The organism is Zhongshania sp., assembly GCF_047636175.1.
GTDB lineage: Bacteria > Pseudomonadota > Gammaproteobacteria > Pseudomonadales > Spongiibacteraceae > Spongiibacter.
In genome coordinates, this window is record NZ_JBLIKC010000008.1 from 77,999 (window position 1) to 91,317 (window position 13,319).

11 protein-coding genes are annotated in these 13,319 nt (G+C 49.5%); 8 read left to right on the forward strand and 3 right to left on the reverse strand.

Features of this window, described 5'->3' with window-relative positions; all coding sequences use genetic code 11:
* Nucleotides 1-31 precede the first annotated feature (31 nt).
* Both apbC and dcd read left to right on the forward strand, forming a co-directional pair.
* Nucleotides 32-1,129 carry an iron-sulfur cluster carrier protein ApbC gene (gene apbC, locus ACI955_RS06510; protein WP_415242921.1) on the forward strand — a complete coding sequence of 366 codons (1,098 nt, stop codon included), beginning with the start codon at nt 32-34 and terminating at the stop codon, nt 1,127-1,129.
* Between the two features lie 56 nt (nt 1,130-1,185).
* A complete protein-coding gene (dcd, locus tag ACI955_RS06515) occupies nt 1,186-1,752 on the forward strand; it encodes a dCTP deaminase (protein ID WP_415242922.1) in 567 nt (188 codons plus the stop codon).
* 44 nt (nt 1,753-1,796) lie between these two features.
* Here the strand turns inward: dcd and ACI955_RS06520 are convergent, their stop codons facing one another.
* Genes ACI955_RS06520 through purM form a run of 3 tightly spaced genes read right to left on the reverse strand, consistent with a single transcriptional unit; the run spans nt 1,797 to nt 4,282 of the window.
* Nucleotides 1,797-2,624 carry a DUF3108 domain-containing protein gene (locus ACI955_RS06520; RefSeq protein WP_415242923.1) on the reverse strand — a complete coding sequence of 276 codons (828 nt, stop codon included), beginning with the start codon at nt 2,622-2,624 and terminating at the stop codon, nt 1,797-1,799.
* Entirely contained in the window at nt 2,578-3,228 is a 651-nt protein-coding gene (gene purN / locus ACI955_RS06525) for a phosphoribosylglycinamide formyltransferase (RefSeq protein ID WP_415242924.1), read from the reverse strand. The genes ACI955_RS06520 and purN overlap by 47 nt, the downstream gene beginning before the upstream one ends.
* 4 nt (nt 3,229-3,232) lie before the next feature.
* Complete coding sequence (purM, locus tag ACI955_RS06530) at nt 3,233-4,282, reverse strand: phosphoribosylformylglycinamidine cyclo-ligase (RefSeq protein ID WP_415242925.1); 1,050 nt, start codon at nt 4,280-4,282, stop codon at nt 3,233-3,235.
* A gap of 151 nt (nt 4,283-4,433) precedes the next feature.
* Here purM and ACI955_RS06535 point away from each other — a divergent pair, with 151 nt between their 5' ends.
* The 6 genes from ACI955_RS06535 (at nt 4,434) to ACI955_RS06560 (ending at nt 13,115) form a co-directional block, all read left to right on the forward strand.
* Nucleotides 4,434-5,516 carry a DUF2066 domain-containing protein gene (locus ACI955_RS06535; protein ID WP_415242926.1) on the forward strand — a complete coding sequence of 361 codons (1,083 nt, stop codon included), beginning with the start codon at nt 4,434-4,436 and terminating at the stop codon, nt 5,514-5,516.
* On the forward strand, nt 5,513-6,601 hold the full coding sequence (locus ACI955_RS06540; RefSeq protein ID WP_415242927.1) for an AI-2E family transporter: 1,089 nt from the start codon (nt 5,513-5,515) through the stop codon (nt 6,599-6,601). The genes ACI955_RS06535 and ACI955_RS06540 overlap by 4 nt, the downstream gene beginning before the upstream one ends.
* Nucleotides 6,601-7,296 (forward strand): DnaA regulatory inactivator Hda, encoded by a 696-nt coding sequence (gene hda / locus ACI955_RS06545; protein ID WP_415242928.1) that lies wholly within the window; start codon nt 6,601-6,603, stop codon nt 7,294-7,296. Before ACI955_RS06540 ends, hda begins: the two co-directional genes overlap by 1 nt.
* Before the next feature lie 258 nt (nt 7,297-7,554).
* Nucleotides 7,555-8,658, forward strand: coding sequence for an OmpA family protein (locus tag ACI955_RS06550; RefSeq protein WP_415242929.1), 1,104 nt, complete (start codon nt 7,555-7,557; stop codon nt 8,656-8,658).
* Between the two features lie 310 nt (nt 8,659-8,968).
* On the forward strand, nt 8,969-11,152 hold the full coding sequence (locus ACI955_RS06555; protein ID WP_415242930.1) for a molybdopterin oxidoreductase family protein: 2,184 nt from the start codon (nt 8,969-8,971) through the stop codon (nt 11,150-11,152).
* 115 nt (nt 11,153-11,267) lie between these two features.
* Nucleotides 11,268-13,115: a DmsC/YnfH family molybdoenzyme membrane anchor subunit gene (locus ACI955_RS06560; RefSeq protein WP_415242931.1), complete on the forward strand. Its 1,848-nt coding sequence runs from the start codon at nt 11,268-11,270 to the stop codon at nt 13,113-13,115.
* The last annotated feature ends 204 nt before the right edge of the window (nt 13,116-13,319 follow it).

A 13,319-nucleotide genomic window follows, 5' to 3' on the forward strand; every position in this document is an offset into this window, starting at 1 on the left:
ATTAAATATTCATCACACTCGGGGAAATAATATGACCGTAGAGCTGGAATCCAGAATTCGCGAACAACTGATGGCGACAATACTGCCCGGTTTGTCTTCGCCGCTGGCGGAGCTTGCAGATATCGTCTCTTTGACTATTGGCGACGGTCTGGTCGACGCCGTTATTCAGCTGGGGTTTCCCGCTAAGAGTGCGCAGCAGCGATACCAACATCATCTTGATAAAGAGCTCAAGAAATTAGATGGTGTAGACGCTGCCACAGTGCAGGTCACGTGGAAAGTGGCGCCTTATGCTGCGCAGCAAAACATTAAGAGTATGGAGAATATTCGCAATATTATTGCGATAGCTTCCGGTAAAGGCGGGGTGGGAAAGTCCACAACGTCGGTTAATTTAGCCTTGGCTTTGGCTGCTGAAGGCGCCCGAGTTGGTTTGCTAGATGCTGATATTTATGGTCCCAGCGTGCAAATGATGTTGGGCGTCCCCGAGGGGCAGCGTCCAAAGCAGTATGGAACGCATTATTTGTTGCCCATAGAAGCCTACGGCGTGCAGTCAATGTCGATGGGCTATCTGATTACGGCAGATACCCCAATGGTATGGCGCGGACCAATGGCAACGGGTGCCTTGCAGCAGTTATTGAATCAGACTTATTGGCAGGATCTTGATTATTTGATTATTGATATGCCGCCGGGTACGGGCGATATTCAGCTAACGCTGTCGCAAAAAGTACCGGTGTCTGGTGCGGTCATCGTGACGACGCCGCAGGATATTGCGCTACTTGATGCCCAGAAGGGCATTGAAATGTTCCGTAAAGTGTCGGTGCCGGTACTGGGTGTCATTGAAAATATGGCAGTGCATATTTGCGGTGAGTGTGGTCATCAAGAACATGTGTTTGGCGAGGGTGGTGGTGATCGTATTGCGACGACCTACGGCGTGCCACTGCTGGGCGCGCTGCCATTGTCGATGCAAATTCGCCAACAATCAGATTGTGGCAAGCCCGTTGTAGCAGCAGATCCCGATGGCGATGCCGCCATGCTATATCGGCAGGCCGCGATTGGTATGACCTCCGAGTTGGCGAAGCGCCAGCGGGTGCAGAGTAACGCTTTCCCAAATATTTCGATTAGCGACGATTAATTGTCGTTATTGTGTCTTTGTAAATTTGATATCAATAAGTAGCAAGAGGGAAGGTAATGAGTATTAAGGCCGACAAGTGGATTCGTCGTATGGCTGAGAATGAGGGCATGATTGATCCCTTTGAGCCAGGTCAGGTGCGTACCCGCGACGACACTAAAATTATTTCCTATGGCACCTCCAGCTATGGTTATGATGTGCGCTGTGCAAATGAATTTAAGGTCTTTACCAATATTTATTCGGCGACCGTGGACCCCAAGGCGTTTGACGAGAAAAGCTTTGTAGATATTACTGCCGATTACTGCATTATTCCGCCAAACTCTTTTGCTCTAGCGCGCACTGTTGAATATTTTCGTATTCCGCGCAGCGTATTAACAATGTGCTTGGGTAAATCAACCTATGCGCGCTGCGGTATAATTGTCAATGTCACGCCGCTGGAGCCTGAGTGGGAAGGTCATGTGACCCTGGAATTTTCAAATACCACCACCTTACCCGCTAAGATTTACGCTAATGAAGGCGTGGCGCAGATGCTGTTCTTTGAATCTGATGAGGTTTGCGAAGTTAGCTATAAAGATCGGGGCGGTAAGTATCAGGGCCAGACTGGAGTGACCCTACCAAAAACCTAGCTTGCGGCGCTACAGTGCTTGCCGCGACAAGAAAAAGCGAGGTTTTATATGCTGAGACCCTTAACAGTAGCGCCGTTAAGGGTAGCGTTAATTAGCTCAAGAGAATAAACCTCGTCATCCTCTCGCTGCTCCAATCTCACAATTAAGTAGTTCCAATCTTTTGCCAACCAAACCGTGGTTTCGCTGCTGCTGCCGGGTCGCGATCGCAGTAATTTGACGGTGCGTAATTTACCGGCGGGGCTGTCGATAGTTTCTTCGCCTAGCTTTTTAATGGTATAGGTTTTGTGCTTGCCACGATTCACCACGGTTTGGCTTATTTCGCCGCCGAGGCGATCATACATTAAGGCTTCACGCATCTTAAGTTGCGCGCCGAGCTGGTCAAAGGTGTCTGCACTAATTTTAGAAGACCAGGGTTTGCGATATTTCTTGTCGGTGGCGGACTGTGTGGTCCAGTGGAAATCAATACTTTGGTCCTGTCGGCTACTCATATTGTTTGAGTACTCGTAATGCAGCGGGCGCAAGCCGTCATCGCTATCTTCAATGACACTCTCTTCACTCACCCTTATAAACACCAGTTTTGCATGTTGTTTTAGCAGCCAGTTATTACCTTGTTTGCTTAGGCTTCGTGTTGCAGTGGTGGTGAGGCTATTGCTACTGATTTTATACTTAGCTTGGTAGGGTAGGATTTTCTCTTCTCTTATAGCGGCAGTTAGTATCGGCGCAACGGGAGTTAGCATCTCGGGGCGGGTATTTGGGCTAGCACTAATACCTCCACCGCTTGCTAATGCAAGGCTCGGGATAGCGTAAAATAGAAACGCTAGCAGCCTAATTTGGCTGAAAAAGCACGCCGCTTTCGGGTAGATTTTTATCATCAAGTACCGCCTTTGAATTCTGCAAACTCAAGCGTCCTTCAGCAAACCACTGTGCCGCTAAAGGATAGATTGTATGTTCCTTCGACAATACGCGTTCGGCAAGCGTTGCAGTATTATCACCATCAAATATCGGTATTTTTGCCTGAATGATTGGCGGGCCGCCATCTAGCTCTTCGGTGACGAAATGTACTGTTGCGCCTGTTTCGGTGTCGCCAGCGTCCAGTGCGCGTTGATGAGTGTGCAGGCCGGGGTATTTGGGTAGCAGCGATGGATGGATGTTAATGAGTCGGCCTAGATAGTGCCGCACAAAGCCGGGCGTGAGAATGCGCATGAATCCAGCAAGGACCACTAGGTCGGCGCCGAATTCGTCAATTTTATTTTTTAGTGCGCTGTCAAAGTCTTCGCGATTAGCGAACTCTTTGTGATCAATGCAGGCGGTTGCGATGCCGGCCTGTTGGGCGCGAATAAGTCCAAAGGCATCGGCCTTATTGCTGATAACGGCGCTTATTTCGGTATCAGGCAATGCCTTACTTTCGCAGGCATCAATAAATGCCTGCAAATTAGAGCCGCCGCCAGATAACAGGATCACCAGCTTGTAGGGCATGGAGCTACAGGCCTTCTATTACGATTTTAGGATCGCTTTCCCCTGCGGCTTTAATGCTACCAATCAGCATGGCGGTTTCGCCCTGTTGATTCAGCATATCAATAACACCCTCAGCGTCGTCTGCGGCAACTGCCAAAACCATACCGATACCACAGTTAAAGGTGCGGTACATTTCGCGTGCTTCTACGTTGCCCTGCTCTTGCAACCAATTAAAGATTGCTGGGCGCTCCCAGCTATTGCCGTCGATAACGGCCTTGGTGTTGCGTGGCAATACCCGGGGAATATTTTCTAGCAAACCACCGCCGGTAATATGGGCGAGGGCATTCACGCGATATTGTTTAATGACGCGGAGAACGGGTTTGATATAAATTCTAGTAGGTGCAAGCAGGATTTCTCCCAGCGTGCTGTCACCGAATGCTTGGTCGAGTTTAGCGCCGCTGTGGTCAATAATTTTACGAACCAGCGAGTAGCCATTGGAATGCGGGCCAGATGAGGTGATACCGATTAATTTGTCACCGATACGTACCGAGCTACCATCAATGATCTTGGCTTTTTCTACTATGCCAACGCAGAAGCCGGCAAGATCATAGTCGTCGCCTTCATACATACCGGGCATTTCAGCAGTTTCACCGCCAACCAATGCGCAGCCGGCTTGTTCGCAGCCGTTGCCAATACCGCTAACCACACTGGCCGCAATATCGATGTTCAACGCGCCGGTAGCGTAGTAGTCGAGAAAAAACAGAGGCTCTGCACCAGTGACAAGCAGGTCGTTGACGCACATGGCGACAAGGTCGATGCCGATGGTGTCGTGAATGCCGACTTCCATCGCGAGCTTGAGTTTGGTGCCCACGCCATCGGTACCAGATACCAGCACGGGTTCTTTGTAACCGGTAGGAATTTGACATAGCGCGCCGAAACCACCAAGACCACTCATGACCTCTGGGCGGCGAGTGCGTTTGGCAACTTCTTTAATGCGTTCTACAAGTGCGTCACCGGCGTCAATATCTACGCCGGCATCTTTGTAACTTAAGCTTGGCTTACTGGTGTCAGTCATAATCGTTGGCTGTCCTCTAAGAGGGCGCTATTCTAGCTTGATTGAGAGTTAAATTCAGCAGCAAAAAGGTGACTTTTTGCCACTAGTCACGACGATCACATGACGGCTTGCTACAATAGGCAGTCGCAGCAGGGAAAAGGACGTATATAAAGTGATACAAATTATTCGGGTGCTGGTGTCGGCCTTAACGATATTGCTAGCCTTGTCTAGTCAGGCAGCAGCAGCAGTCGTCGGGAATTTATATGATGATCAGCTCATGGTGGAGTCTCAGTCTCGCGCCGCATTGACGCAGGGGGCGGCTACCGCCTTAGAACGGGTGTTTATCCGGGTATCTGGTAAGCGTCAGGTCCGTGACAATCCTGTGGTGGCGGAGGCACTTGCTAAGCCAGAACCGTTCATGACTCAGTATCGCTATCAGCGCAGTAAAAATGCCGAGGGCATTGATGAGTTGGAATTAAAGCTCAGCTTTTCTCCTCGGCAGGTGAATGCCACGCTGCAATCAGCGGGCTTGCCAATATGGTCGGCAAACCGGCCAGCGGTTTTGGTGTGGTTAATTGCCGACACCACAGATGGCCGTCAATTTATTGGTGCAGAGGCGGGTAATAAATTGTTATCGGCACTGGAGGCAGAGGCCCAGCGGCGCGGCGTAGTTGTGCAGATGCCTTTATTCGACCTAGCGGATTCCGCAAACTTGAGTGCCGCAGAGTTGTGGAAAATGTCGATTGATGACGTTCGTGAAGCGTCTGCTCGTTACTCTGCGCCCTTCATCTTGATGGGCCGGATGTCGCAATTTTCGACCGGGCAGTGGATAGGAAGCTGGGTTGTGCTTCAGGGTAGCGAATCAATGCGCTTAGATAGTGAGGGCATGACCGAGGCCGAAGCGCTAGCCCCTCCCATCGATTATCTGGCGGACATGCAGGCCGCAACTTATTCAGTGGCAGCCGGCGCCGGTAGCAGTGCCAATACCATGATTCATGTTTCAGGTATTAAAGATTTCGCCGGCTATGCGAGCCTCGTGACCTACTTAGAGGGTTTGGCGGTTATTCAGCACGCCAACACTGTTTGGCTTGATCAAGACCAGCTGATCTTAGAGTTGGTTCTTAACGATGATATGGAAAAAGTGCGACGCTTTTTAAGCTTAGATGGCCGTTTGCTTGAGTCCAGCGCAGATGTGCGCAGCGCATTGCCAAGAACGGTGCGCGGTTATTATCAATGGGCGGGTCAGCAGCAATGATTGAATTATCCAAGCCAGTGTGGGGCCTAATCGCCGCTGTCGCATTTATGTTGCTGGTACATTTATTGGCGCCAATTTTGATGCCGTTTTTACTTGCCGCGGTGCTGGCGTATATCGGCGACCCGCTGGCTGACCGGCTTGAAGCCCGCGGAATGGGGCGAACGATGGCGGTGGTCACGGTGTTTTTCGTACTTAGTCTGTTTGCGGGCTTAGTCATGCTAGTCACCGTGCCCTTGTTGATCGCGCAGATTCAGTTGTTGATCGAACGCATTTACGACGGCGTAGCCTGGCTTCAACAAACGGGTTTACCGGCTCTGCGTCATCATCTCGACTTACCCGAACAAAAAAAACCAATGGATGCTGCGCGTGACGCCTTGAGCAAACATTGGGGTAGTGCCGGTGGCATCTTTTTTTATCTTTGGGATAAGGTGAGCGGCTCCAGCATGGCCTTGCTAGCATGGACTGCTAATATGGTCTTGGTGCCGGTAGTGACGTTTTACTTACTGCGAGATTGGGATGTGCTGATGGCGGCCATTAGGAATTTGCTGCCGCGTTCGATGGAGGCTCGTACCGTTGTGATTGCTCAGCAGTGCGATGAGATTTTAGGTGCATTTGCGCGTGGCCAGCTATTGGTTATGTTGGCTTTGGCGGTGACCTATACCTTAGGTCTTTGGATCGTCGGACTCGAGCTTGCGCTAGTGCTCGGGGTAGTCGCCGGGCTGGCGAGTATCGTGCCTTATTTGGGCGTTATCATTGGGATTTCGGCGGCGGGTTTGGCAGCCTTCTTTCAATTTGATAGCTTGTGGCCAATGGCGGGCGTCGCCGCCGTGTTTGGTATTGGCCAGGCGCTTGAATCAATGGTGCTGACGCCGATGTTAGTTGGCGACAAGATAGGCCTGCACCCCGTCGTTGTTATTTTTGCGATCTTGGCGGGTGGTCAGCTTTTTGGCTTTGTCGGTATTCTCCTGGCCTTGCCAGTGGCCGCTGTCATAAAAGTCATGATCAATCATCTCCACGATTACTATAAGCAAAGCGAGCTATATGAAAGTAAGCGTGGCGCCTTAGAGCTGGAAGTCGACAAGTAATGGCGAGTCCTCAGCTACCCTTGTCCCTAAAGCTTGATACCGAGGCGACCTTCGATAATTTTTATACCCCCGAACGCCATCGGCTGTTGGTCAATCAGCTTAAACAGCAAGCGAGTGGCAGTGGAGAGAAGTGGATATATCTCTGTGGTAGCGGGGGGCGAAGTCACCTGCTGCAGGCCTGTTGTCACCTGGCTGAAGCGGCGGGACGATACGCGCGCTATATTCCGCTGGCGGAGCTCATTGATTTTGATCCTGAAGCATTATTAGAGGGGGCGGAATATTTAGATCTGCTGTGTTTTGATGATTTGCAGCTCATTGCGGGACACGATAACTGGGAGCGAGCGATCTTTAATTGCTATAACAAGATGTTGACCACTGATGCCTGCTTGTTAGTTTCGTCGTCGGTCGCACATTCGCAATTGGCGCTCGAATTAGCTGATTTACAGTCGCGCCTGCAGAGTTTAAGTAGTTATAGGCTGTCTGAATTGGATGAGTCGGAGCGGATGGCCGCATTGCAATTCAAGGCTAAAATGCGTGGAATATTCGTATCTGATGCGGTTGCTGAGTTTATTTATACCCGCTGTCAGCGGGATGCCAAGAGCTTGTTTGATTTACTGAATGTCTTGGATCACTTGAGCTTAATTGAACAGCGAAAATTAACAATTCCGTTTATAAAGCAGGCAATGGACTGGTGAATTTAACTCAGGCTGTTGTTAATAGGTGTAAATCCGGCTATTTTTATCCAACGAGAGGTAAGTTACTTGAATTTAGGGTCTCTTAGCGGCTGATATTACTGCTAAAACATGTATTCAGATTGTTCAGTGAAATTACGGATAGCTTGGTAAAATTACACAAAATCAGACGTGCAAGCATAGTCGTGCGTGTTATTCTGATGGCATGACGTGCTTTCACGGCAGGGTTAAAGGAATTTTAAAAATATTTGGGGGAGAGTTATGCGTAAAGTCTTGTTAAGTGCTGCTATAGCTGCAGTGATTTGTCCTACATTGGCATCTGCTGCAGAAGAAGGAAAGTGGTATCTAAATCCTGCCATTGGGGCCATGACTTACGATGATAGTCGTAATCTTGACGATGCCGTAGCGTATATTTTTGGTGTTGAGCGCAGATTTAATAAAGACTGGGGTCTTGAAATTCGTGGTTTTTGGAGTGAGCCCCACGACCACCGCCTTGGCGGCATCGACCAAGACGTGATGGGTACTACCCTTGATGTTTTGCGTTATTTTAGCAACGACTCAAGAGTGACACCTTATGTTGCTGGTGGTCTTGGCGTCGTCGAGTCTGATTTCGATAGCGCTCGCTATGACGCGCACACCCAGATAATGGCTGGTGGCGGTCTACGTTACGCAATCGACAGTGTTTGGTCGGTACGTACAGATGCACGTTATGTGTATGGTACAGATAATGAAACTGGCGATGGCATCCTGTCTATCGGTTTAAGTTATGCCTTCGGTGGCAGTACTGCTCCAATGCCTTCACCTGCGTTCGTTGTTTTCGATTCAGATGGCGACGGTGTTGAAGATGGTATTGATCAGTGCTCAGGTACACCAGCAGGCGTGGCAGTAGACGCCAAAGGTTGTGCCTTGGATAAAGACGGTGACGGTGTTCCTAACTACCGTGACAAATGCCCAAATACTCCAGCGGGTCGTAAAGTTGACAAGTTTGGTTGTAAATTTGTGCTCAAGAGCTCAGAAAGCGTCAAGTTAGAAATTAACTTCGCTAATAACTCTGACGCTGTTCCTGTCGCTTACGCAACTGAGTTGAAAAAGGTTGCTGAGTTCATGGATAAGTTCGGTGGTATAAGCACTGTTGTTGAAGGGCACGCCGATAGCAATGGCGCGGCAACTTATAACAAGCAACTTTCTCAGCGTCGTGCTGATGCGGTTCGCAATGCATTGATCCGTGATTACGGTATTGCTGGAAATCGCTTAAGCGCAGTAGGCTATGGCGAAGAGCGTCCAATAGCTGATAACAAGACATCAGCGGGTCGCAGTGCTAACCGTCGCGTTATCGCGGTTATGCAGGCAGAAGTTCTTGAGTAAACTTTGATTCACATGTGAGTCATTAGAAAGGGGCCTTCGGGCCCCTTTTTTGTTCCTGTCTATTTATCCTTTACCACTGTATCGCGCTATCTTTTTCTCCTTCCTCGCTAAGCTGTCGCTGGATCCTAGCCCTAGTTTTCTCGCTTATTTGGCCTCTAAATGCCCGCGATCCCTATGTGGCATGGTTCTTGTAGATCAATGGTCATGGAGGCCATAAATAGGTGTATTTTCACCATTATGGTGCGCTTATTAATAGCTCATCGTTAGGTGTGTGCTCTAATTTAGTGCTCTGAGGCGGAGGGAGAATTAAATGATATTTGGCCGGAAAAATCGTAAGCCAATCACGATAGTAGATAAAAAAGTTGTCGACTGGAAATACGCGGTCTGCGGCTATTGCTCAACGGGCTGTTCCATAGAGGTCGGTATGAACGCGGTAGGTAAGCCTGTTGCGAGTAGGGGTAAGGGCAATGCTCCGGTAAATCAAGGCAAGTTATGTATAAAGGGCATTTTTGAACATGAATTAAGTGCTACTGCGGGCCGCGGTACTGAACCTCTAATGCGGCAAAAAATATATGACGATTTTCAGCCTAGCAGTTGGGATGCTGCGCTAGATAAAACAGCTGCAGAGTTTACGCGTATACAAGAAAAGTATGGTCGTGACAGCATTGCGGTGGTGTCTACAGGTCAGTTGTTAACTGAAGAGTTTTATACTTTGGGTAAGTTGGTGCGCGGTGTGATTGGCACTAACAACTACGATGGCAATACCACCTTGTGTATGGCATCTGCTGTGTCAGGGTATAAGCGCTCATTCGGCGCTGATGGCCCGCCTGGCTGCTACGACGATTTTGAAGACACACACTGCCTTATGGCGTTTGGGTCGAATCTGCCAGAGCAACATCCCATCATTTATTGGCGTCTCAAAGAGGCCCTGGAAAAGCGCAAGTTCCCTGTGATTGTGATTGACCCACGGGTAACGATGTTTGCCCAGTTTGCCGATATACATCTCCCTATCACCCCTGGAACAGACTTAGTTTTACTGAACGCCCTAGCGCACGTGATTTTGGCTGAAGGGCTGCAGGACGAAGCGTATATCGAAGCGCACTGTAACGGCTTTGATGAATTAAAGGCCACCGTCGCTAAGTATGATCCGGTGACCGCCTCGCGTATTTGTGGCATTGACGCCGATATGATTAAAAATGTCGCGCGAATCTACGCCAAGGCGCCGTCGGCGATGAGTATTTGGACCATGGGGATTAACCAGAGTACCCACGGTACCGACGGTGTTTGCGGTATTAACAATCTGAATTTAATTACCGGCAATATCGGTATTCCCGGTGGCACCAGCATGTCTATCACTGGTCAGGCGAATGCCATGGGTACCCGTGAATGGTCTTCCTGTTCCGGGCTACCTGGCTATCGCATGCTAGAGAAGCAAGAACATCGAGATGAGGTGGCAAAGTTTTGGGGGGTAGATGCCGACTTCTTCCCCGCCAAGCGTGGACTCCAGCAAACTGATATTTTCCCTGCTATTGAATCCGGCGAGATTAAGGCCTTATGGATTGTGGCAACCAATCCATTGACCTCGATGCCCAATCAGCCACGCATCAAAAAAGCCCTAGAAAAACTCGAATTTATGGTGGTTCAAGACGGCTATAAAGACTGTGAAACCGTTAACTTCGCACACGTTTATTTGCCTGGTGCCCTGTGGGGAGAAAAGGAGGGCGTGCAAACAAACACCGAGCGTCGGGTAAATTTAGTGCGCAAATTTGTTGAGCCGCCGGGACAAGCTAAACCTGATCACTGGGTCTTTACCGAATTGGCAAAGCGTTTTGAGCGCGGCCGAGCGATGACATTTCCAGAAACCACCTCAGACATATTCGACGAAATGAAGTTGCTGTCTAAGGGGGATAATCGCAATTTGGATATTTCCGGCATGAGCCATGACTTGATTGAGGCGCAGCGTGGAATTCAGTGGCCAATGCGCGAGGGAGAGGAAACAGGTAGTCCGCGACTTTACAGCGATGGGCTGTATCCCACTCCAAGCGGCAAGGCTAATTTATTGGCGATGGATTATATCGAAGACAATGAAGTACCCGATGACAGTTACCCGTTCTGGCTAAATAGCGGGCGGGTGGTTGAGCATTTTCACACCCGTACCAAGACCGGAAAAATTGGTAATTTAAATAAATTCAGTCCTACCCCGTATATGGAAATGAATCCAGATTCGGCGCGCGAACAAGGTGTGAAACACCAGAGTTATGTACGCTTAGTGTCCAAACGCGGCGACGCCATTGTGATGGTCCAGCTTACTCAGCGGGTACCCCACAATATGGTGTTTATTCCCATGCACTACCACGACTGCGTGAACCGCCTGTCGCTGGGTTTACTCGACCCCTATTCGCGGCAGCCGGCCTTCAAACAATGTGCGGTGCGCATTGAGAAAATAGATCAGAAAGAAGCCGGTCGCTTGAATATGGAGCGTCGCGCGTATTGAGTTGGGGCTGCGTTACTGGGGTCAGATCAGTATCGGCGTCAGGGAATAAGAGCGAAATAAGTCATAAAGAGCTAGTTTAGCTGATTGCTAGGCTACCCAATTAAGGGCAGTTATTATGTGGAAAGTAAGGGACGATGAACCGGCATACGCCTTTCTCAAGGAGTCGACCGCGCCGGAGGTAAACTATTACGAGGCACCAATAGACTTAATTGCTCGTACTGGCGGCGCACTGCCAGTCGACAGAGAAATGTTTATAAACGAAGAGCCTGGCGTAGGTGCAAACCCCAACCGTAATAAACAGCACGCGTTTCATTTTACCGCCGACAATTGCATTGGCTGTCATGCCTGCGAAGCGGCATGCAGCGAAAAGAACGATAACCCTGCGCACATCAGTTTTCGTTCCGTGGGTTATGTTGAGGGTGGCACATACCCAGATTTTAAACGTATGAATATTTCAATGGCCTGCAACCACTGTGATGATCCGGTGTGCTTGAAAGGCTGTCCAACTGCCGCCTATACCAAACACGCTGAGTATGGAGCGGTTCTACAAGACCCAGATACCTGCTTTGGCTGCGGCTATTGCACCTGGGTTTGTCCTTATAATGCGCCTCAGCTAGACCCCATCAAGGGGCAGGTTTCTAAGTGCAATATGTGCGTCGACCGTCTAGAGGTGAATCTCAAGCCCGCCTGTGTGTCTGCCTGCTTGGGTAATGCGCTGGATTTTGGGGTGGTTGATGATCTTCCGGACAACCGCGAGCAAGGTAAGACCAGTATTCCCGGCTTCCCGGACCCAGAAATAACTCAGCCTAATATTCGCTTCCAGCAGATTAAAAACATGCCGGATGAAGTGACACGTACCGACGGCATGTCGGTTAAATATCATAAGGGTGACGACGGTCAATACCGACCGGTGGTTGATCAGAAAAAAGGTGTGGAGAAAAAGTGGAGTTTAGCAAAGCTGAGTTCACGGGAAAATCCTTTGGTGATCTTCACATTGGTTAGCCAAATCTCACTAGGCGCATTTTTTATTGCATTCTTGGGTGTCCAATTCGGTATTCAGAGTTTCTTAGTATTACGTGACTCTGTCATGTATATCCCCCTCATGGCGATTACCGTCGGCTTGGCGGGTCTGGGCATGTTGGTGTCGGCAACACACTTGGGCAAGCCCTGGCGGTTTTACCGGGGATTTAATAATCTTCGGCACTCGCCGGTATGTCGTGAAGGCTTAGGTATGCTGCTTTATATGGTGTTTGCAGGGTTACATTTATTGCTGATGTTGCCAGCGAATGACATCTTTATAAGGTTATTGGGTGATTGGGGGCGCTTCGATGCCTTTGCCTCGGTATCCGGTTATTTGGCCCTGATCGCAGGCTCGGTCGGCCTTTACTATATGTATCGCTGCTACCGAATTCGCGCGCGGCCGTTTTGGAATCACTGGCAGACAGCGACGTCGTTTTTAGGAACAACCATAACATTGGGAAGTATATTACTTGGGCTAGTGGGTATACCGATCCTCATGGTGCTTGGTGGCGATATTAATCAGCTATTTATTATTGTTCTTGGCGGAATTGTGATCGGCAGTGTGATGGAAGGGCTTGGATTATGGCGTCATGCGATTGCCATGGACACCGCGAATAATGAAGGCAGCGTGTCGCATTACATTCAGTGCACGGTGTTTGGAAAGAGTTATGTATTGCGAAACTGCCTGATCGCCGCGAATGCCGCTGCAGCACTACTGCTGTTATTGCTTGCGCCGAGTGCAATTAGCTTGGGTCTGGCGCTAGTGGTCTGCCTGTCAGTATTGCTAACAGCCCTGATAAGCCGCACGCTCTTCTATGTTCTTGTTATTCCTACCACCATGCCTGGTGCGTTTTTCTGGAAGAATAAAGATTTTGAAGAACATGCCCGTGATATTGGTTTGGCGAATATGCCGCAAGTCGGAGTGGTCGCACACAGCCACTGAGGTTGACGGTTATAAACAGCGGTGCTTTTGACTGTGAACTCTCCCGGAGAGTGATTACCTAGAATGGCGACTTGGGGCGCATGACTTGAGACTTTTTATTTAAGAGTGACGACTTGTGACTTAAGCGTTATAGCGCCCACCCTTGCTTAATCTATTAAGCTTGCACCCCACTTAATGGGGTGCAATGGTTTTCAGCTTGACTCA